This is a genomic window from Psychrobacter sp. C 20.9 (assembly GCF_001921765.1).
Lineage (GTDB): Bacteria > Pseudomonadota > Gammaproteobacteria > Pseudomonadales > Moraxellaceae > Psychrobacter > Psychrobacter piscatorii_B.
The window spans coordinates 53,801-75,616 of record NZ_MRYC01000009.1 but is presented as its reverse complement, the minus strand read 5'-3'; the positions used below and the strand labels follow the sequence as shown (position 1 = coordinate 75,616).

Genomic DNA, 21,816 nt, shown 5'->3' with positions numbered 1-21,816 from the left:
CACGAGCAGCGTAGCAATTAGACTGACTATACTAGGCAGAATTGTATTGTAGATTTTGACTAATATAAATAGCCCTTGCAATATACATAATTTTGCGTAAAATAGTCAGTCATTCGGGGCGTAGCGCAGTCTGGTAGCGCACTACACTGGGGGTGTAGTGGTCGCAGGTTCAAATCCTGCCGTTCCGACCAAACATAGCAGTAAAGAGAAAAGCCAATCATTGTTTTCAATGGTTGGCTTTTTTTTGTGCTAAATTTTACTGATATCAGTATTCATATCCATCACATTAATATCATGTTTTGAAGCCAAAAAGCTTAGCACTGCCATCGCCGATACTCGTATCCTATAGACTTTTATAGAGCGAGCCGTTAGGGTAAATGCTACCTCTTCACACTGGTGTATCCTATGTCCGATCCTGTCAATCAGCCCACATTTAATCGCCTCATAGATAATGCACCTTGGGAAGCGTATAAGCGACCCTATGTGCGTGATTTGGCGTATGTACTGGCATGTCCCAATGTTTTGACGCAGTGGCTAGACTTTGCACCGCATGAGAACACCCATGCGGTTGCCGTGCATAGTGCGAGCTTTTGGCAGGCGCAGTTTGAGGCTTATGCGCCGCGATTAACAGAGCTAGACACCACTGCCGCCTATCAGAAGCTGACCCGCTATTTACTCAAACGCCCTAGTCCCAATCGATTGGGGTTTCACTTTGAGGGACTACTATCGTTTTGGTTAGAGGATGGGTTTGCGCGTAATCTGCATCCGTACGAGACCCTGGCTAATAATGTACAGCTGTACAATGGTAAGCAGACTGTCGGTGAGCTTGATTTGATTTTGTATAATCATGAAGAGGATCTGGTGGAGCATTGGGAACTAGCCATTAAATTTTTTATGGGATCAGCACCTTTTGAGCCTGTGAACTGGGTAGGGATTAACTCCAATGATAATCTACAGCGTAAGATGACGCACATGCAAACTAAGCAATTTCGAGCGGTGTGGGTAGATACGGAAGAGCACGGGCAGGTCAAAATAGACAAGCGCTATGGTGTGATCAAAGGGCGATTCTTTTTACCGATTAACACAACCAACCTTGGTGATTATGATTGGCCTCATTGGCTAACACCCAGCTTTCCGATACATGAATGGTGTGATAAGAGAGATAAAGCCGCTCTTGCGACGATTGACACCACTTCATTGCGAGCCGCGCATTATATTGAATGGTTCACTAAGCGCGACTTTTATGACCGCTATGGTCGGTTTGAGCCGCCCCTTACCTACCCTGACACGCCAAACCTCAGAACAGGATTGTACTTCGAAGGTGAGCGACTGATTGTCATTTATCCAAGGCAGTTAAGCCAAATAAAAGAATAGTCTAAGCTAGATAGTTTGAATAACTGTCTCATTTTAACAACCAAAGAAGCTTAGTGAGCCATTTAATAACTCTCTATCACCTGCATTAGCTCATATCTCAGCATATCGGCACTAGGCATACGCTCAGCGTGAAAACGAACGATGGCGATGCCTGCACTCGCCAGGGCTTTGTCTTTTTTATCATCGGCTTTTTGCCGCGCTTTGCTGCTATGTGTCCAGTCATCAAGCTCGATGGCAACTAGCGTGGTCTGAGCGTCAACATCCACGATTACATAATCAACGCTCTGGCGACAGATACGATTAAACCAAAAACTGCGCTCGGATGTCTCGACACTATTGGCTTCAATGATTCGTGACAGCTGAACTTGCACAAAGATATGATACTCTGGAAGCGCATTTTTTAACTTATTAAAAAATATCACTTCAGTGTCGGTCATGATTGGCATTGGGGCAAATGGCCAGATAGCCAGCTCATCACCGCGCACAGGCTTTGGCTCAGGCTCTACGACTGGGCGTTTCGCCAATAGCTTTGGTAACGTAATCAGCCCTAAAAACCCAACGGCCAAGATTAAAAATATAGCGCCAAATGACATGGTTTTACCTTATACAATATAACAGTGACCGGCTAGCGTTCAAGACTCTGAAGAGTCAATGATTGGCTGATCACCACAGGGCAACCTTTATAGGCTGACAGGTTATACAAAAATGAGTAATAAAAATGGTGCTCATCGTAACCAAGCTTACGCCAATCGGCAAACGATAAAACAAAAAACACGACAGCGAATGTCGTGTTTTGATCATTAAATAATAATTCAAGTCAGTACTAAAGAAAATATCTCACTTATCTACTCATCAATCTCTGACGACAGTCGCTGAGTCTATAGTTATAGCTTAACGCCAGTAAAGCACCCATGCACCTGTTGTATCAACATTGGCGTCACTATTGATCTTATCTTTTAGTGCCAATGCAGCGACCTTTCCACGTTCAGGACCAACAATGACGCGTACACCGCGACTGGTCGGACTGGTCTTCACTTGATATCCAGCCTCTTTGAATTTTTTCGCTAGTTGATCCGCTTTGGCCTGATTATCTGCGAGCGCTACTTGCACCCCAAAGCTGCCTTTCGCATCGGTTTCTTTGACTTTTTGACGAGCCTCACGAAGCTTTTGCTGAGCCTCTCGCTTAGCCTCAGCCGCTTTTTCGGCAGCAGCGGCTTCTCGCTCCAGACGTTGCACTTGATTACGCGATGGTATGGTAATGTTTTGACCCAGCTGTAATGAGGTCGATGGTGAAATGTTATTTGCTTGAGCCAAGACTTCGACAGGCATATTGTACTGTCTTGCAAGCTTAATCAGCCCATCGCCTTTTTTGACTTGATAATCAGAGGGCGATTTTGGTGGTTCATTTTTAGCCGCTTCAGCTGCCTCTCTCTTTTTTTCGGCCGCAGCTTGAGCGTCCGCTTGTCTTTTCGCTTCTGCTTCTTTTTTACTTTCTGCTAGTTTTTCAGCAGCGGCTTTTTCTTGTTTTGCTTTGGCTTGTTGCTGCTCATCTTCCGCCTGCTTTTTTGCTTTGGCTTCATTCACTGCATCATCGGCTGCCTTGACCAATTTTTCAGCATCTTGCACTTCCTTACTTTTGACACTTTTTTCTGTGTCTTTTACGTCTTCTGAACTCTCACTCTGTTCATTTGTCGCCGCGATATTTTTGACATACTGCTGGCTTTCAGCACGGGCTTTGGCCAACGCTTCTGCTTCAGCCACTTCTTGTTCTGTCAAAAACTCCTGTGCGCGTCTCTCCTGCTCGGCAACACGAGCAGCACGTTCTTTTTGCTTTTGCGCAAGGATACGTTTTTCTGTCTCAATGTCAGTCGTTAGCGGTTGCGGAGATTCTTGCTCGGTCGTTGGTTTCTCTATCATCGCTGATGTTGGCTGTGGCTGGTTGCTCTCGCCAATCTGCTGCACCATGGCGTATAACATCACGCTACCGCCTAGAATCATCCCAATGCCCAATAAGGCTTGTCTCGAAAAGTTCATCCGTTTACGTCTCTTAGTTGGTGATAAGGTTGATTGAGCGGCGCAGGTACTGTCTTACAGCAATATAGATAATTGCGCTAATAAATACCTCGTACCGCCAGTTACTGCCATCAGTGTTCAGAATCTATGCCGACCCATTTATGCCAGTCTTGCAAATCATTTTGATTATAAAGCATATTTTTCGTGCTGTCTGCTATCAGGCAAGTACTAAGATTAACACTAAACAGGCGCCACCTTAACTTAAATGATCATACGGCGAGTGCAGCAAGCGTTTCGCCAATCGTATGAAACGAGCCGCACACGACGATTAGATCTTGTGGCTGACTATCAGCTATTACCGCATACGTCGCTGCATGCAAGCCATCGAATTGATATATGTTGGCGCTATCCACATATTGAGTTAAGACGCCTTGTAGCTGCTCGGTACTCGCGGCACGAGGATAATCAATCTCAGCAATGAACCAATCACTAATCGGCAAGCCTGCTTGAGTCAGACGCTGTACTACTTTGTCGATATCTTTATCACCCAACATAGAGAACAACATTTTGATTTTTGGAAGGTCTCTATCAGCTTGGCTGCCGTGTTTACTCAAATGCTGATGCCAAAATGGCAATAACTGCGCTAATAAAAATTCCACACCTTGCTCGTTGTGCGCCACATCAAACAACCAATGGCGATGATGGCTTTCACGATAATCAAAGCGCCCTGCCAGTTTGACAGTTTGCAATGCCTGCTCGATGGCACTTATATCGACTTTCAACGGGCTTGCAAGTACCGCCGATAGTGCATTAGCAGTATTGGTCAAGGATAGCGCAGGGCGTGGTAGTTGCAAGGTAACTGCCGCATTACTGTATTGCCAAATCATTGAGTCAATATCGCGGTAGCTAAAGTCTTGCCCAATTTGATAACAAGTCGCTTGCTTATTATCGATAGCGTGCTGCACGCTAGATGGCATTTCAATAGCACCATAAACTAAAGAAATACCTTGGCGCAATATACCTGCTTTCTCGCGACCGATGTCCTCAACATTGTCACCTAGCCAGTCGACATGATCGATACCAATATTAGTAATCACTGCCATATCAGGATCAATAATATTGACCACATCTAACCGTCCGCCTAATCCAACTTCTAACACCCATACATCACAGTCTGCCTCAGCAAATATGAGTAATGCTGCCAGCGTTGTCATCTCAAAGAATGACAAGGTCAAATCGCACTCTAAACGTGCTGCTTCGACTTTGCTAAAAGCATCAATCAGCGTCTCATCGCTGACCATTTCGCCATTGATACGCACGCGTTCATTAAATACGCTCAAGTGTGGCGATTGATATAGTGCCGTCTTATAACCTGCGGCTTTACACATTTCGGCGATAACAGCGGTCGTAGAGCCTTTACCATTGGTGCCTGCCACAGTGAAGACATAAGCGTCATCTTTAGCTGACTTCACTACTCCTAGCGCTTCGGCAACAGGCAATACACGCGATAGTCCCATATCTATCGCAGACACATGTATTTGCTGCATATAATTTAGCCATTCGGTCAAGCTGACCAAACCAACGTTGTCGTTAGGGCTACTAGAGTTGGACGCTACAAGATCAGACATGGATAAAACCTATAGGAAATTTAATAAGAAACAGAAATATATGTGTTGGCTAAAACCAAAAATAGCATTTACCGTGCAATGACGATAAATGCTATTAGAGGGTCTTGCATATGCAGTAGATGTTAGCACGCGGCTAGGCGTTTATGCACTCAATAATTGACTCATGATACTGAGCCATACATCTTATTAAGCATCTACATTAGGTACGTGGCACAGTTTTGCGAGCAAACGATAGATCGTATCAATCAGTTGATGACGATGCACCACTTCATCTACGACGCCATGCTCTAGTAAGAACTCTGCACGCTGGAACGGCTCTTCTAACGTCTCACGCACGGTCTGCTCGATCACGCGCTTACCCGCGAAGCCAATCATCGCTTTTGGTTCTGCCAGATGGATATCACCCAGCATGGCCAATGACGCAGTCACACCGCCATAAACAGGGTTAGTCAATACCACGATGTAAGGGATGCCAGCGATTCTCAAACGTTCAATCGCTGCCGCCGTGCGTGCCATTTGCATCAATGATAACAGACCTTCTTGCATACGCGCACCGCCAGAAGCAGCAAAGCACACTAACGGTACTTTTTGCTCAAGCGCTCTTTCAGCGGCTTGTACAAAACGATCGCCAACCACTGAACCCATCGAGCCGCCCATAAAACGGAAATCAAAGGCACAAGCGACAATATCAAGGTTACGCAGTTTACCGTACATGGCAACCAGCGCTTCACTCTCGCCCGTTTTTTCTTGTGCTTCGCTCATACGCGCAGGATATGGCTTGCTATCCACAAAGCTCAGCGGATCTTTGGCAGTGAATTCTTGCCCTGTCTCACCGTCTACTTGATCAAGCAACCAATTTAAGCGCTCACGCGCACTCATCGGTAAATGATGATCACAGTGCGGACACACATAACAGTTAAAAATCAGTGCGGTGTTGGTAATCACAGAATGACAATTGCTGCACTTTGTCGACGGTTCAGTCTCTACCGCGGTCAGTTGCGCAGTTAATTGCTGCTTGATACCTGGTATAGGACGGTTAAACCATGACTGCCTATCCGCGTTGCTGTTTGGCTCGGCTTTAGCAGTATTATTATCGAGTTTTGTTGCTGTATCAGTCATATTATTTGCCATCATAAAAGGCTTATTGACAAGTTGGCTCATTCGCCTGTCATTGAGAGTTTAATGGTTGTCTAAACAAAGCGTCAAACCCAGTCATAACATGAGCAATTATGCGACACGCTGATGTATCAATCTTACGTGTCGATCATTTGGTTAGGTGCTTGTTGATAGATGATGTGCTTGTTGAGACTTTTTGGCAAATGCTTTTTGGCAAATGCTTTTTGAAACTAGTCACTGACAAACCACGGCTATCAGACGCCATATAATAGTCATGTTAGTTTACACTCGTAAACTAAATTTAGCAAAGTCATTTAACGTCATCTTTCAGTAACGTTTTTGAGTCATTGATTCCCATTATTTAACTTCGTGATTCAAGGCCAATTACTCAAAATAACCCCTTCAAACCAGTTATCGCCTTTATAACTATTACCTTTATCAAATCGCCTTAATTAGATACTTAAAACATCATGCAGCTGTTAGCTTAATAAAAGCGATACTAGGATAATGAATATTAAGCACTCAGACTGTCTAAAGCTGCACGCAGCTCATCCATTTTTGCCATGATGTTTTGCTGAGCACTTGCTACCGCATCGGTATCATTGGCATCAATATCTGCAAAATTCTGTACCAATGCACTACCCACGATAACGCCATCCGCATGAGTACCAATTGCTTTTGCAGAGGCACCATCACGGATACCAAAGCCAACACATACTGGCAAGTCTGTCTCTGCTTTGATTGCTTGCACTTGGGTGGCTACATCGTCTGTATCTAGCGTGGCTGAGCCAGTCACGCCTTTTAGGGACACATAATAAATATAGCCGCCGCAATGAGTCAATACTTGCTCACGGCGCTCGGGCAACGTCGTTGGTGATAGCAAGAAAATCTCATTCATCGAATGGTCGGTCAAATGCTGAGTAAAACTGCCCGCCTCTGCTGGTGGCAAATCTACCATCAATAAGCCATCCACGCCTGACTGCTCACATAGATCCACAAAATTATCGTAGCCGATGATTTCAACAGGATTGAGATAGCCCATCAAGATGATTGGCGTTTGCGTGTCGGTTTGGCGAAACTCTGCCACCATCTTTAGCGTGTCGCGTGTGCTCGTACCTGCTGCTAATGCGCGCTCACCAGCCAACGCAACCACAGGGCCATCTGCCATCGGGTCAGAGAACGGCAGACCGACTTCAATCATATCTGCGCCGTGTTTGACCAAGTCGTGCAATAGACCGACAGTGGTTGCAGGATTAGGATCGCCTGCCATCACGTAAGGGATCAGGGCTTTTTTATTTTGTGATTTTAAAGTTTCAAAAGTGCTTTCAATTCTGGTCATAATGTTCTCTTATAATTTTGTTAAATAAATTTTTAGCTTATATAAGTGTATTCTTACCAGCCAATATCCATTAAATAATTATGGTTGTCTTGTAATAGATAGTTTGAGGTTTATTAATAACCCTTCAATTTGTCCCTAACCTCCATTAAAGCAAAACCAAGCAAATTACGCCCTTTCCATTTTGACGGGTCATAAATTTGCTGATCATCTTTGCCAAGTCCTACACCCCATATTTTATCAACTGGGCTTGCTTCGACTAGTACTCGCTCATGCGTACTAAGTAAATAGTACTTTAAAGCTTCGTTCTGCCCGAACTTGGCAAGATTTCCATCAACCACAATATCAAATCGATGTTTGTTCCAAACACCTTCATCGAAATTTGAGACCTTACGCCCCAGTTCCTTGGCTTGCTTTGGATGACTCGCCTGGATAATTTGCTCAAATATCAGTTGATCATTAAACAATAGTGCCTTTTGTGCCATCATATAGTGTTCAGCCGTCAGATAGCTGACATTATCGATTACAAAAGGAGATTGCCACCACTGACTAAAACAACTGTGAGTAATTTTGCCGTCAGCACTGGGTCTATGTCCCCAGAAATATATGTATTTAAGTGTTTTACCCGCTTGGTGCTGCTCAATTATATTTTCTAAGTTATATTTCGGCTCATTCATCTACATCTCAATCCCTTCTGCCTTCATTACTGAATGCAAGTCTTTGTCACCGCGACCTGACATATTAACGATGATTGTCTGATCAGGCGTCATGGTTTTAGCCAGTTTCAATGCATAAGCGATAGCATGAGAGGTCTCAAGCGCAGGGATGATACCTTCTTTGCGCGTGGCTTCATGGAAACCTTCTAGCGCCTCTTTGTCAGTACAGCCGACATATTCGACGCGTTTCATGTCTTTTAAGAAGCTATGCTCAGGGCCAACACCTGGGTAATCAAGACCGGCTGAGATAGAATGCGTTTCTTGAATCTGACCATCATCATCTGCCATGAGGTAAGTACGGTTACCATGCAGCACGCCAATACGACCTGCAGCCAATGGCGCAGAATGACGACCTGACTCGATACCGTCACCCGTGGCTTCGACGCCATACATTTTAACATCGGTATCATTGAGGAAATCAAAGAACAAACCGATAGCGTTTGAGCCACCACCGACACAAGCAACCAACGCATCTGGCATTTTGCCTGTTTTTTCTAAATGCTGAATGCGCGCTTCTTTCCCAATAATCGCTTGGAAATCACGAACCAATAGCGGATAAGGATGTGGGCCTGCAACGGTACCAATAATATAATACGTGCTATCAACATTGGTCACCCAATCACGCATGGCCTCGTTCATCGCATCTTTTAGCGTGCGTGAGCCAGACGTCACTGGCACGACAGTGGCACCAAGCAAACGCATACGATAAACGTTCATTTTTTGACGCTCGACATCGTCAGCACCCATATAGACGATACATTCTAGGCCCAAGCGCGCAGCAATCGTTGCGGTCGCGACACCATGCTGTCCTGCGCCAGTTTCGGCGATGATACGTTTTTTGCCACACATCTTGGCAAGCAATGCCTGACCAATGGTGTTATTTACTTTATGTGCGCCAGTATGGTTCAAGTCTTCACGCTTAAAGTAAATTTGCGCGCCGCCGATCTCATCACTCAAGCGTTTGGCATGATATAGCGGCGTTGGGCGACCGACATAATTGACCAAATCGTTATGATACTCTTCCCAGAATGCTGGATCTGCTTTGACTTTGGTATAAAGCGTCTCAAGCTCTTCTAATGCGGCCATCAGCGTCTCAGAGACAAAGCGTCCACCATGTACACCGAAATGGCCGCGTGCATCAGGGTATTGGTTAAAATCTTGCACGTTTTCAGGATTGATAAAGGTGTTTACAGATTGTGCTGTAGTAGATAAATCTTTGTTCGCGACATGACTCATGGTAATTCCTACTGTAATAAGTGGTATTTTTTAGAATAAATATAAAGAGAAAAATGAAATAAGATTGGAACGGAAAAATCGGAATAACGACCAAATAAGCCTATTATATATAGAAAATAACCTACGATAACAAACTTAAATGGCGTCAGTGACCGTAGCGTTTTGCCATCGGTCGCGCTTGACCGCTTTCATAAAGGCACGCATCTTGGCAGCATCTTTTTTGCCTTTATCAACCTCGATACCACCACTGACATCGACGCCGTAGATGGGCAGATTTGATGTCTCTGCGACATTTTGCGCATCAAGACCACCAGCCAGTACAATTGGTAGCGTGCTGTCATGGGGAATGAGACTCCAGTCAAAGCGCTGCCCTGTCCCGCCATATGCCGCTTGATGATACGCATCCAGCAAAATACTACTGGCACCTGCGTCAGCAAACTGTGCAATCTGAGCACGAACGCTATCGGGCGTGTCTTGCTCTGCATTGATACGCAATGCTTTGATCCAGCGTTTATTGACACGGCTTGCCAGCTGCTCGCATTGTTCAGGCGTTTCATCACCGTGAAACTGAAGGATATCAAAAGGTACATCGTTTGCTAATTTGACCAGCTCTTCTTTAGGCATATTGACCACTAACGCCACCACGCTCACAAAAGCAGGCACGGCAGCACTCAATGTCTGTGCTTGCTCTATCGTGACCGCACGCGGACTTGGCGGATAAAACACCAAACCGACTGCGTCTGCACCTAACTGTGCCGCAGTCTGTATATCACTAAGCTGAGTAAATCCGCAAAACTTAACGTGCATTTTGTGACCTTGGATTTTATATTCATAAATCTGACATCGATTATAGCGGCATCAGATAGCGTCAGACTAAAGATAAATCGTGAGATATGATGAGAATTTGTTACGCAAACGGCAAAGCCATTGCATCCAAAAACTTATCCTAGCATACTTTTATGCCGAGTTTTGTTTATGATTGCGATTGATTCATATAGGGATACTTTGATGTCAAAGACTACTAACAACAATGGTAGCAATAATAAAAACAATGACAGTAGCGATAGCGACAGTCCGTTGCATTACTTGATGTGGTTTCGTCGAGATTTGCGTATTCATGACAATACTGCATTGGCAGCACTATGCGAGCGGGCTAATGAAGACAATGCATCGGTATCCGCCATATTCTTTTTGACGCCCGAGCAGTGGCAACAGCATGACACCTCTCTGGTGCAAGTCGACCATATTGCCCGTACGTTACCTATACTAGCAAAGGATTTGAAATCACAACTGAATATCACTTTAACAGTACAGCTCTGTCCAAGCTTTTCTGACTGTATAGAGTCTCTAGCGACCTTGTGTCAGGATCATGATATCAGCTGCGTAATGGCTAACCATGAATACGAAGGCAATGAGATTGATCGTGATGAGGCATTGAGTCAGCAGCTTGCAAGGGACGACATCGAGTTTGTCCGCTGGCATGACCAATGTATCTTGCCACCGCTGAGTATCACGACAAATGACGGCGATAGTATGTATAAAGTCTTCACGCCGTTTCATAAGAAATGGCGACATACGCTAGACGTTAGCACCATCCAGACGCATGACGCGCCAGCAGTCGACTGCGATGATAAAATCGAGCTAAAATCATCGAAAAATAGTGCCCATACAGTTGACGATATCAAAGCCCTCAGTGAAGAAATGCTTGGTGATTATCAAAAGACGCTGCAAAAAGAGGACTCGTTACAGCATATCGATATGAAAGCCCAACTTACTGCCGCAAGGGACGCCTATCCTGCAGGGGAGTCTGCTGCTTGCCAGCGCTTAGATGAGTTTGTCGCTGATGATATCAATGACTATGATGTCAGCCGCGATGTGCCACACCTGCATGCCACCAGTCAGCTATCCGCTTATCTCACTATAGGCACCATCAGCCCGCGGCTCTGCTATTTACAAGCCAGCAAAGTACAAGAAAAGCTACACGGCAATGATGGCGATAATGAAGATATCGACCGCTGGATAAGCGAGCTTGCATGGCGAGATTTTTATCGTCATGTGCTGGTCGATAAGCCAAACCTGATTCGCCATAAAGCGTATAAAGAGGACACTGACACCAAAGTGAGTTGGTCATACAATGAAGAGGATTTTCAAGCATGGTGTACAGGCAAAACAGGCGTACCACTCGTTGATGCTGCGATGCGCTGTCTCAATGCAACGGGGTTTATGCACAATCGACTGCGCATGGTCACAGCAATGTTTTTGACCAAAGACTTGTTGATTGATTGGCGCTTGGGTGAGCGCTACTTTATGCAGCAGCTCATCGATGGGGATTTTGCCTCCAATAATGGCGGCTGGCAATGGAGCGCATCAACAGGTACTGACTCAGCGCCCTACTTCCGTATTATGAACCCCTTTAGCCAAGGCAGCACTCATGATAAAAAAGCAATATTTATCAAAACGTGGCTACCAGAACTAAAAGACATCCCCGCGAGCACTTTGCATAGTGAGGATAAAATGCGTAAAGCACTGGCGAAGGGTGGAGACTTTGCAAATGCTGACTACCCTGCGCCGATGGTCGAACATAAATCAGCACGTAAGCTCGCCATTGCTGAATTTAAAAAAGAGTAAACTAGCTATTAGTGACTGCTGGCAACTGACATGCGCCTGCACCCTGCGTGTTGACCGTCACGACAGCACCCGTTAAAGCAAACAGCTGCTGCAATTGCGTTTGAGCATTTTGCAGCGCCATATTCATGACATCTCCTCGGCAGGCACGCTCTAGCACTTCCTTTTTTGCCATGGTTTGTGCTTGCGCCAATATCTTAGGATCAACTTGCATCATGCCAAAAGCGCCTGTCTGCCAGTCATAAATCTCGATATCATCTAAATATACTGAAAATATCTCTGTAGGTGGTAAGGTAATATTGATTTGTGGCATGGCTGAGGCAGGTGCATTATTCGCAGCTTGCTCATCCTCTGTATCAGTTATAGTCTGAGTAGGCTGAATGACCTGCACCATCTCAGGCGTCAAAGCACTCAGATCAACCCCTGCTTCGACGCGGCCATGAGCGATGAACAGCGCTTTTTGTTCATCTTGCCACAACTTCATCCAACTCCCCGGACGCTCACTCGTAATCACCGTATCAACACTAAACGCGACGGTATGGAGTCTGTTTAATTGCTGGATTTGCGTGACCACGCCTTCTCGAGTAATGGTTTCTATCGGTTCTTCTTCTGTGATTTTTTGCGCGCTATAAATAGCAAAAACGATGGCTGCTAAGCCAATGAGTAATATTACCCAAGACATTGTGGCAATAGGCTGCTTCGCTGGCTTGTGGGTGCCATTGGTATTGTTCATATCAGGACTACTCATAGAAGTTACCTTTATAAAGGTGCATCGTTATAAGAGTGCATCGTTTTTCAGATGACCAACGATTTTATATAATTAAAACAAATACTTAACCTGTAAATGCGACTATTGTGCAGTAAATTCAAGTAGTGGCTACCAATCTTCTACATAATACGTAAATCAGGCAATCTCCAAAACATACATTACCTTTGGCTTAAAAGCTTATAAACAACTCAATTATTCGAGCCTCATCTCAGCCTTTGTATAACGTTCGGTCTGAAAAGATAAAAAGTCATTGCGTCTTAGGCGAACTTTACCTAACATGTCAGATTGTGTGTATAAAATGTCAGTCTTTTAGCATTATCAGGCTTTTGCCCTGAATATCTTGCATTTCGGCATGTTCATACCTCAAATCAAATTTGCCTCTCTTGTTTACTCTTATAAGAGTGGTTCTTACTGATGTGCTTTTTTATACCAGCATGTGAGTAACTAGGAAATACCCTAGAATATTGCTAAGTGATAAAGGTAAGCTTGCGGCGGCAATGAAACGATTAGCCATACGCTCAACATCCTACTATTTCTTATGTTTTTATCAAAGATAAGGTTACGCTTTATTTATGAAAGCCAGTCAATTTTTATTTGCCACACTAAAAGAAACCCCAAGTGATGCCGACATCGCCTCAAGCCAATTGATGGTGCGTGCTGGTCTTATCCGCAAGATCGCTTCTGGATTGTATATTTGGTTGCCCATGGGTCTGCGTATTTTGCAAAAGGTTGAGCGCATCGTTCGTGAAGAGATGCAAAACATCGGCGCACAAGAGTTGCTGATGCCGATGACGCAGCCTGCTGAGCTATGGCAGACCAGCGGACGCTTTGAAGACTACGGCCCTGAGCTACTGCGTTTCAAAGACCGTCATGATCGTGACTTTGTGCTGGGTCCAACGCATGAAGAAGTCATCACCAATCTGGCAAAAGGCGAGCTACGTAGTTATAAGCAACTACCGATTACTTTCTTTCAGATTCAAAGCAAATTCCGTGACGAGATTCGTCCACGCTTTGGTGTGATGCGCGCACGCGAATTTACCATGAAAGATGCTTACTCGTTTCATATCGATCAAGCCTCACTTGCTGAGACTTATCGAGATATGTACGACGCCTATACTCGTATCTTTAGCCGTTTGGGTTTTGACTTTCGCGCGGTACAAGCGGATTCAGGCTCTATCGGCGGCTTTGCCTCACATGAGTTTCATGTTTTGGCAGACAGCGGCGAAGATGACATTGCCTTCTCCACCATCTCTGACTATGCAGCCAATATTGAGCTTGCTGAAGCCATTAGCACAGGCGAGCGTCAGCCTGCGACCCAAGAGCTAACCAACGTTGATACCGTTAATATGCCAACCTGCGAAGCAGTTGCTGAGCATTTAGACATTCCACTTGCCACCACCGTGAAAACCTTGATTGTCAAAGGTCATACGCCAGAAGACGAAGAGCAGTTGGTTGCGCTGGTACTGCGCGGCGATCATACGCTCAACGACATCAAAGCGGAAAAAATCGAAGAAGTAAACACGCCGCTGACTATGGCGAGTGAAGAGGAGCTAAAAGCCGCAGGACTGCTCAAAGGCTATATCGGTGTCGATCTAGATATCCCTGTGTTCGTCGATCGCGCAGCGGCTATTCTCTCTGACTTTGTCGCTGGTGCCAACGAAGTCAACAAACACGCAACCGGAGTCAATTGGGATCGTGACGCGCACATCACACGCATCGTTGATATCCGCAACGTACTCGAAGGCGACGCCTCACCTGATGGTCAGGGAACCCTACAAATCAAACGCGGTATCGAAGTTGGTCATATCTTCCAGTTGGGTGATAAGTACTCACAAGCACTTGGCTGCAGCGTCTCAGGCGAAGCTGGCAAGCCTGTAACCTTGATGATGGGCTGCTATGGTATCGGCGTCAGCCGCATCATCGCTGCTGCCATCGAGCAAAACCACGATGATAACGGTATCATATGGCCACAAACGCCTGATGTAAAAGACTCACTTGCGCCTTTTGAAGTGGCTATCGTACCGATGAAGTCAAAAGAAGAGACGGTCATGCAGACTGCCACTGAGCTTTATGAGACGCTAAAGGCCAAAGGTGTCAACATCCTACTGGACGATCGTAACGAACGCCCAGGAGTGAAGTTTGCTGATTTAGAATTGATTGGTATTCCACACCGTATCGTCGTGTCTGATCGTAACATCGCTGAAGACAAATACGAATATGTCAATCGTCGTGACGGTGAAAAAGAGTTGCTTAGCCGTGACGAGCTACTGGCAAAATTGGGCTGCGAGTAAACTGGTTAATACACAAAAAGCGCCTCATAAGTAGGCGCTTTTTTTATGTCTGTCATATCATGATTGAATGATCACTACTGGCGAATCAGGCGACTCGGCGCAGGCAATAGTGCCATATCGCTAACACGGCAAGGGTTAATATCGATACCGCCGCGGCGTGTATACCATGCGCGTACCATCAACTCACTTGGCTCATAATGCTCGCTCAAATCTGCAAATATCTGCTCAACACACTGCTCATGAAAGCCGTTATGCTGACGGAAACTTAATATATAACGTAGCATATTTGCGTTGTTAAAAGTCTTGTCAGTCGTTATCGACACAGCTAGTGTGCCCCAATCTGGCTGATTGGTCACAGGGCAGTTACTACGCAGCAGATTAGAATAAAACACATAAGGCTGATTGCTGTTATTTGCCACACGTTCACTGCTCGCTTCTGTTTCATCATTACTCAACAGTGATGCATCCGGATGCTCAGTTAACGCGATTTTTCCCGTGCTACCTGCCAATGCGTCATCAATACAAATACCTGTTGGCTGGGCTATTAGCAGGCTTGCTGCATCATTCAGCGCAAATAGCTCTACCTGTACTTCCGCTTGCAAACAGGCTGACAGGTCTTTAGCGATCAACGCTTGAACGTCATTCCAACTGGCGAACTCAGTAAAATTGATACTGTTCAAATATAGCTTGAGCGATTTTGACTCTACGATAAAGGGCGAGCTGGCAGGAATACTAAACCGCGCCATCGCCACTTGCGAAATACCTTGTAGATTTAACCAAGAGATCTCGAATGCCTGCCACCAATCTACGCCGACCGTTAGTTTGTCAGCGTGGCAGCCAATCACATCACGTCCCATACTACGTGCAATAGGATATAGCGTCTCTGGGCTATACTCAGTCGGATAATCGGTGGTTTGTTCTCCTAAAATACCATGAATACTCATTTACTTTCCTACTATTTAATCGTTAAACCCTAACTGCTCAACCGACAGCGCTTTGGGCATCGCTATCGCTTCACACGCTGACCATCACAAGCGCACGCGCGAACCGTTACTGAGCAAGCGATAAGCAATGGTATAAAATATTGCACAAAATACAAAAATCGCTGCCATCGAATACCAAACGTTGACATCAGAGTAGCCCAAGATACCGTAACGGAAAGAGTTGACCATATAGACGATAGGGTTTAATAGCGAGATGTTTTGCCAAAATGGTGATAAATTTTCCATCGAATAGAACACGCCGCCAAGATAGGTCAGCGGGGTCAATACAAAGCTTGGAATGATAGAGATATCATCAAATGATCGCGCAAACACCGCATTGATAAAACCGCCTAGTGAGAACAAAATAGACGTGCCAAGTACCGTAAATACAGTGACAAATAAATGCTCGATACCGAGGTCAGTAAAGAATAACGCGACAATCGAGACAATCACCCCGATAGCCAGTCCACGGAAGATACCACCGCTGATATAACCCATCAAAATTGCATGCTTGGAGACGGGTGAAACGAGCAGCTCCTCGATACTAGACGTGAATTTGGCACTAAAGAAGCTTGAGACCACGTTCGAGTAACTGTTGGTAATGATCGACATCATGATCAAACCTGGTACGATGAACTGCATGTAGGGCACGCCGCCCATCTCACCTACGCGCGAGCCAATCATCTTACCAAAAATGACAAAGTACAAGCTCATCGTAATCACTGGCGGTAATAGCGTCTGCGGCCAAATACGCAGAATACGGCGCACTTCTTTGAACCAAATAGTACGAAACGCAATCCACTTTTTACTGAGTGACATCGTTTTATTATGATCGATTAGTTCCTGACTCATAATCCCGCCTCCTTCATGCTGTTTGCACTTTCAATATTTTTGTCAACCAAGCGCATAAACAACTCTTCTAGACGGTTGGCTTTATTACGCATACTACCGACTTTGATGCCTTTATCAGATAACTGATCAAAGACACCATTTAATGACTCGCCTTCTGTCAGGGTGACTTCTAGCGTCTGCTTATCTGGCTGGGAGATGTCTGTCACTCCGGTCAGGGCCAATTGCTCATTGAGCGGCGTCTCTAGATCAAAGACAAACGTCTCTACTGACAACTGCGCCAATAAATCTTTCATTTCTGTATTAATACGAATCTCACCGTGATCCAAGATCGCAATGCGTTTACACAACTGCTCGGCTTCTTCGAGATAATGGGTGGTCAAAATAATCGTGGTGTTTTCTTCGATATTGATCTGCTGCATAAACTCCCACATCGAGCGGCGCAGCTCAATATCCACCCCTGCTGTGGGCTCATCGAGAATCAGTAATTTTGGTTTATGAATCAAGGCGCGCGCAATCATCAGACGGCGTTTCATACCGCCAGATAAATCACGCGATTTGCTATCACGCTTGTCCCATAGCCCCAGTGCTGTCAGCAGTCTTTTTGCCCTTGGCTTGGCTTCTTTTGCTGGAATACCAAAGTAACCTGCTTGCGTAATCAAGATATCTTCGACTTTCTCAAACATGTTGAAATTAAATTCTTGCGGTACTACGCCAAGGTACTGTTTGGCAATCGAAGGGTTCTCTAATAAATCTGTCCCAAAAATATGGACACTACCCGTTGTTGGCTTAAATAGTGAACTGATAATGCCAATCATGGTGGACTTACCTGCGCCATTTGGGCCAAGCAGTGCAAAGAACCCACCTTGTGGTACGGTTAAATCAACCCCTTTTAACGCCGAAAACCCATTGTCATAGGTTTTGGATAAGCCTTGGATAGAAAGTGCTGGTACATCAGACATGAAGACCTCTTATTTTTTATCAATTTGTATAAAACACGATTTTAGAATAATAGGCCGTGTTGAACATTCGACTGTCATTATCATACTGACCGAGGCCATATAAAAATGTTCAACACGCTCTACTATCTAGAAGACACGGTGTAATCTCATAAAATGAGGCTGCTAATCGCAAATTTCAACTGCTTTATATTTGAAGTACCGTATTAATAATACTTATCATAAAAAAGCGCCTATCTCATTACTGAAATAGGCGCTTTATCGATAACTATTGTAAAAGCCAGCAAAGCCGTTAGCAAAAATTAGCTTGCTTCTTCAACCATATAGTCTACAGCGTTTTGGACTTCTTCATCAGGGATGTCTGCGCCGCCTTTAGCAGGCATCGCATTGAAACCATTGATAGCATGGGTATATAGCGTATCTTTACCTTTCGCGATACGTGGTCCCCAAGCGCCAGCATCACCAAAGATAGGTGAACCTAACAAACCAGCGGCGTGACAAGTATGGCATACCGCATTGTATACTGCTTTACCATCACGAGGACCGTCGCCAGCAGATGGGCCAGATGAGCGTGCTGTTACATCACACACTTCATCGTCTTCAAAACATACAGTTGCAACAGGTTGAATACGGGCAATCAGATTAGGATACAAAGCAATCAGCTTTTGTACTTGCGGCGTATCTTGTGGAATCGGCTCTTCGTCAGCGGCAGGCGCTGCAGCGGCGGTCTCTTCGCCTTCTGCTGGAGCGGCACCATCAGCAGGTGCAGCGCCATCTGTTGTGTCTGCAGCAGCTTGCGGCTCACCACCTAGCGTTTGCGGCGCCTCTTCTACGACTTCTTGGCCTTCTGCGACGTCAGTCACAGTTACAGGCGTGTCGACAATATCTTCAGCTTGGCTCACCGCGATACTAGCGATTCCTAGAATGGCAGCTGCCGATAACATAACTACTTTTCTCATTCGTCACGTTCTCTTATTACGTATACAAGGACTAGCACAGCTCGGACATTCTGTCTGTCCTCCTTTGACGACCTCTAAGTCCTCAATAGCAGACAGCTATCCCGCGTGCCAGCGCACTTGCAATCGGTGATTATAAATATGAATTCTCCCCAACATTATAAGGGAAAAGGCAGGTAAATTGCCATGCTTGTTTAATGACTTGGCTGTTTTTTCTTAAAAAACCTCAATCACGACTGTCATTTATTGGCTTTATGCATTTTATTTGTTAGACTAAGCGGTCTTTATTTCTAGGCATCATATGCTGGTTATCATGCGCATCTAAGCGTGACAGTCAGACATATCGTTATCATATGCGCTCGTAGCTCAGTTGGATAGAGTATCGGTCTCCGAAGCCGAGGGTCGTGGGTTCGATTCCCGCCGAGCGCACCAATCATGATGTTTACAACCTCGCTCCATCAACTCCTTAGTACTATCCTAAACTACTCATACTCATCAGACCGACGTTTCAAAATGTTGGCAGTCTTTCTGTGCGCGCATACCTCTAGTTCTATCACCTATATAAAACTTACTTCGCGTCTTGTAAGTTAGCTGTTAGCTGAGCACGGCTAGGCACACGGTGATAATTAATCACTGGCACCTCACCCAAACGACGTTGACCTTCAGCAATTTTTTTATCAATCGTAATCATCGCCATCTTTTTGCCTTGTTGGCTGATGAGCAAGTGATTTGCCTTACGAGTGATCCGATAATCAGGAAAATACTGCTTTAATAATGCGGATGTTTTTTGCAGGGCATCATTCGGTATTGTATTTTTTGACTTGGCACTACCGTGCTTTTCGCCTACTTTTGCCCCGCGCGATTTTGCCACCAACCATAAGGCCACGATGATGGCGAACAATATGACAAGCCACCAAATTCCGTCTATCATAAGTAAAAATATCCATTACTAACAAGGGTTGGCTCATGTTAGCAGAATTATCACCAGCGTTAATAGCAGAAGTAAAACTTGCGGCAACATTGTTGGCATCGAAAGAGCGCGTTTGCATTTTGACAGGGGCTGGTATTTCAGCCGAAAGTGGTATTCCGACGTTTCGAGATAAGCAAACAGGCTTGTGGGAGAATTATCGCGCGAAAGACTTGGCAACCCCTGAAGCATTCGCTCGCGATCCAAAGCTAGTATGGTCATGGTATCAATGGCGGAGGCAGATGGTCGCAGATAAAGCACCAAATCCAGCCCATCATGCATTGGCTCAATGGCAGTATCATGCGCAAACCTCCGATCAGCAAGTCACACTTATCACCCAAAATGTCGATGACCTACATGAGCAAGCTGGAAGCGCAGTGACTCATTTGCACGGCCATCTGTGGCGTGATCGCTGTGGTCAGTGTGAGATACCTTATCCAGAACAATCAAGAGCCGCCTATATTAAGCAAGATACGATACGTTTTGATGATAAGCTGATTACTTGTCCGCATTGCAACGGTTACATCAGACCAGATATTGTGTGGTTTGGCGAAGCACTACCTGTACAAGCATGGCAGACTGCCGAAGAGGCTGCGGCTAACTGTGATGTGTTTATCAGTATCGGTACCTCAAGCTTGGTCTACCCTGCGGCCGGACTCTCACAGCTAGCCAAGCAAAATGGTGCGCAAGTTATCGAGATAAACCCTGACCCAACACCGAATACCATCGTCGATATCACGCTAATAGAAAAAGCTGGAGTGATTTTGCCGTTACTTATAGAAGAGATTACTGCGTTATAACTGCGACTGCTTAATGTCATTACCTGATAAACAATAAAAAAGGCTTAACGATTGCTATCAACCGTTAAGCCTTTACTACTAAAAATAAGCTCGCTAAAGCTTATTGCAATACCGCGTCCACTTTCGCCAAGTAATCTTCTTTTAGCTCGTCGCTGATAAATGCCGATCTAAATGAGTTTTTTACTAACGTAATAACATCTTCTTCTGTTATCGGTAGATTCTCATGCAAATTAACAAAGTTTTGATTTACGTAACCTTTGAAATAGGCAGGATCATCTGAATTGACGCTGATATTTAGACCATAATCCAAAAGCGCTTTGATATTATGCTCTTTGTAATTATCAAAAACTCGCAGTTCGATATTTGAGTTCGGGCAAACGGTTAGTGGCATTTGCTCGTCTTTGAGTCTCTGCATCAGCTCTGGGCTTTTTATAGACTGCACACCATGATCGATTCGACTGATATTCAATAAGTCTAGCGCTTCGTAGATATATGAAAAGTCCGCTTCTTCGCCTGCATGAGCGACCAGTTTAAAGCCTGCTTCTTTGGCTTTTTGAAAGACTTCTTTGAACTTCGATGGTGGGTTACCAAGCTCTGATGAGTCCAGACCGACACCGATGATGTCATCTTTATAGTCCAGCGCTTGCTCTAATGTCTCAAACGCTGCTTCTTGCGATAAATGGCGTAAAAAACACATGATGATACAAGAGGTGATGCCGTACTTTTCTTTGGCATCTGCTAGTGCTTCTTTGATACCTGTGATGACCGCTTCAAAAGCCACGCCGCGCTCGGTATGCGTCTGCGGGTCGAAGAATATTTCTGTGTGGATAACATTGTCTTCAACACACTTAAGAATATATTCCCACGTCAAATCATAAAAGTCGTCTTGGGTGAGTAAGACATTTGCGCCGGCATAGTAGATATCTAAAAAACTTTGCAGATTATTAAAGTTGTAGGCGGCGCGCACGTCTTCTACGCTGTCATAAGGGATCTCTACGTTGTTCTTTTTTGCCAGTCTAAACATCAGCTCAGGCTCTAATGACCCTTCGATATGTAAATGAAGTTCCGCTTTTGGTAGTTTCTGTATTAAATCAATCATAGTATTCCAATAATGGTGTCATCGAGACGAGCTGTAGACAATTTATATATTTGTACCGTCTTTAAACGGTACGAACATTTTGCGTGCGATATTTTAGCA

19 protein-coding genes and 2 tRNA genes are annotated in these 21,816 nt (G+C 45.0%); 6 read left to right on the top strand and 15 right to left on the bottom strand.

Features of this window, described 5'->3' with window-relative positions:
• The first annotated feature begins 114 nt into the window (after positions 1-114).
• A tRNA-Pro gene (locus BTW00_RS07635) sits at positions 115-191 on the top strand.
• Positions 192-405: 214 nt separating this feature from the next.
• Positions 406-1,374, top strand: a complete 969-nt coding sequence (locus BTW00_RS07630; protein ID WP_075106927.1) for a DUF1853 family protein — start codon at positions 406-408, stop codon at positions 1,372-1,374.
• Positions 1,375-1,436: 62 nt separating this feature from the next.
• On the opposite strand, the gene BTW00_RS07625 is transcribed toward BTW00_RS07630, so the two are convergent.
• From BTW00_RS07625 to BTW00_RS07590, 8 genes are all read right to left on the bottom strand, one after another.
• Complete coding sequence (locus tag BTW00_RS07625) at positions 1,437-1,967, bottom strand: DUF2726 domain-containing protein (RefSeq protein WP_075106926.1); 531 nt, start codon at positions 1,965-1,967, stop codon at positions 1,437-1,439.
• A gap of 298 nt (positions 1,968-2,265) precedes the next feature.
• Complete coding sequence (locus BTW00_RS07620; RefSeq protein WP_075106925.1) at positions 2,266-3,408, bottom strand: LysM peptidoglycan-binding domain-containing protein; 1,143 nt, start codon at positions 3,406-3,408, stop codon at positions 2,266-2,268.
• A gap of 248 nt (positions 3,409-3,656) precedes the next feature.
• Positions 3,657-5,015, bottom strand: a complete 1,359-nt coding sequence (locus tag BTW00_RS07615) for a folylpolyglutamate synthase/dihydrofolate synthase family protein (RefSeq protein WP_075106924.1) — start codon at positions 5,013-5,015, stop codon at positions 3,657-3,659.
• Positions 5,016-5,201: 186 nt separating this feature from the next.
• Complete coding sequence (gene accD / locus BTW00_RS07610) at positions 5,202-6,146, bottom strand: acetyl-CoA carboxylase, carboxyltransferase subunit beta (RefSeq protein ID WP_178379272.1); 945 nt, start codon at positions 6,144-6,146, stop codon at positions 5,202-5,204.
• 499 nt (positions 6,147-6,645) lie between these two features.
• Positions 6,646-7,470, bottom strand: coding sequence for a tryptophan synthase subunit alpha (gene trpA / locus BTW00_RS07605; protein WP_075106923.1), 825 nt, complete (start codon positions 7,468-7,470; stop codon positions 6,646-6,648).
• A gap of 113 nt (positions 7,471-7,583) precedes the next feature.
• Positions 7,584-8,144 carry an NADAR family protein gene (locus tag BTW00_RS07600; protein ID WP_075106922.1) on the bottom strand — a complete coding sequence of 187 codons (561 nt, stop codon included), beginning with the start codon at positions 8,142-8,144 and terminating at the stop codon, positions 7,584-7,586.
• Positions 8,145-9,419 carry a tryptophan synthase subunit beta gene (gene trpB, locus BTW00_RS07595; RefSeq protein WP_256714034.1) on the bottom strand — a complete coding sequence of 425 codons (1,275 nt, stop codon included), beginning with the start codon at positions 9,417-9,419 and terminating at the stop codon, positions 8,145-8,147.
• Between the two features lie 135 nt (positions 9,420-9,554).
• Positions 9,555-10,226 carry a phosphoribosylanthranilate isomerase gene (locus BTW00_RS07590; RefSeq protein ID WP_075106921.1) on the bottom strand — a complete coding sequence of 224 codons (672 nt, stop codon included), beginning with the start codon at positions 10,224-10,226 and terminating at the stop codon, positions 9,555-9,557.
• Positions 10,227-10,427: 201 nt separating this feature from the next.
• Here BTW00_RS07590 and BTW00_RS07585 point away from each other — a divergent pair, with 201 nt between their 5' ends.
• Positions 10,428-12,047 (top strand): deoxyribodipyrimidine photo-lyase, encoded by a 1,620-nt coding sequence (locus BTW00_RS07585; protein WP_075106920.1) that lies wholly within the window; start codon positions 10,428-10,430, stop codon positions 12,045-12,047.
• 1 nt (position 12,048) lies between these two features.
• Here BTW00_RS07585 and BTW00_RS07580 read toward each other — a convergent pair whose 3' ends face one another.
• Positions 12,049-12,792: a DUF4230 domain-containing protein gene (locus BTW00_RS07580; protein ID WP_083603600.1), complete on the bottom strand. Its 744-nt coding sequence runs from the start codon at positions 12,790-12,792 to the stop codon at positions 12,049-12,051.
• 593 nt (positions 12,793-13,385) lie between these two features.
• On the opposite strand from BTW00_RS07580, the gene BTW00_RS07575 reads away from it, so the two are divergent.
• Entirely contained in the window at positions 13,386-15,104 is a 1,719-nt protein-coding gene (locus tag BTW00_RS07575; RefSeq protein WP_075106919.1) for a proline--tRNA ligase, read from the top strand.
• A 74-nt stretch (positions 15,105-15,178) separates the two neighbouring features.
• Here the strand turns inward: BTW00_RS07575 and queF are convergent, their stop codons facing one another.
• The 4 genes from queF to BTW00_RS07555 all read right to left on the bottom strand — a co-directional run bounded on the left by queF (position 15,179) and on the right by BTW00_RS07555 (position 18,839).
• Complete coding sequence (gene queF / locus BTW00_RS07570) at positions 15,179-16,048, bottom strand: NADPH-dependent 7-cyano-7-deazaguanine reductase QueF (RefSeq protein ID WP_075106918.1); 870 nt, start codon at positions 16,046-16,048, stop codon at positions 15,179-15,181.
• 84 nt (positions 16,049-16,132) lie between these two features.
• Positions 16,133-16,906, bottom strand: a complete 774-nt coding sequence (locus BTW00_RS07565; RefSeq protein WP_057762348.1) for an ABC transporter permease — start codon at positions 16,904-16,906, stop codon at positions 16,133-16,135.
• 29 nt (positions 16,907-16,935) lie between these two features.
• Positions 16,936-17,898 carry an ABC transporter ATP-binding protein gene (locus tag BTW00_RS07560; protein ID WP_058024026.1) on the bottom strand — a complete coding sequence of 321 codons (963 nt, stop codon included), beginning with the start codon at positions 17,896-17,898 and terminating at the stop codon, positions 16,936-16,938.
• A gap of 299 nt (positions 17,899-18,197) precedes the next feature.
• Complete coding sequence (locus BTW00_RS07555; protein ID WP_256714033.1) at positions 18,198-18,839, bottom strand: cytochrome c5 family protein; 642 nt, start codon at positions 18,837-18,839, stop codon at positions 18,198-18,200.
• Positions 18,840-19,206: 367 nt separating this feature from the next.
• On the opposite strand from BTW00_RS07555, the gene BTW00_RS07550 reads away from it, so the two are divergent.
• Positions 19,207-19,283: transfer RNA gene (locus tag BTW00_RS07550), tRNA-Arg, on the top strand.
• Between the two features lie 136 nt (positions 19,284-19,419).
• On the opposite strand, the gene BTW00_RS07545 is transcribed toward BTW00_RS07550, so the two are convergent.
• Positions 19,420-19,782 carry a hypothetical protein gene (locus tag BTW00_RS07545; RefSeq protein ID WP_075106916.1) on the bottom strand — a complete coding sequence of 121 codons (363 nt, stop codon included), beginning with the start codon at positions 19,780-19,782 and terminating at the stop codon, positions 19,420-19,422.
• A gap of 35 nt (positions 19,783-19,817) precedes the next feature.
• Here BTW00_RS07545 and BTW00_RS07540 point away from each other — a divergent pair, with 35 nt between their 5' ends.
• A complete protein-coding gene (locus BTW00_RS07540; protein WP_075106915.1) occupies positions 19,818-20,618 on the top strand; it encodes an NAD-dependent deacylase in 801 nt (266 codons plus the stop codon).
• Between the two features lie 100 nt (positions 20,619-20,718).
• On the opposite strand, the gene BTW00_RS07535 is transcribed toward BTW00_RS07540, so the two are convergent.
• A complete protein-coding gene (locus BTW00_RS07535) occupies positions 20,719-21,717 on the bottom strand; it encodes an adenosine deaminase (protein WP_075106914.1) in 999 nt (332 codons plus the stop codon).
• Positions 21,718-21,816 lie beyond the last annotated feature (99 nt).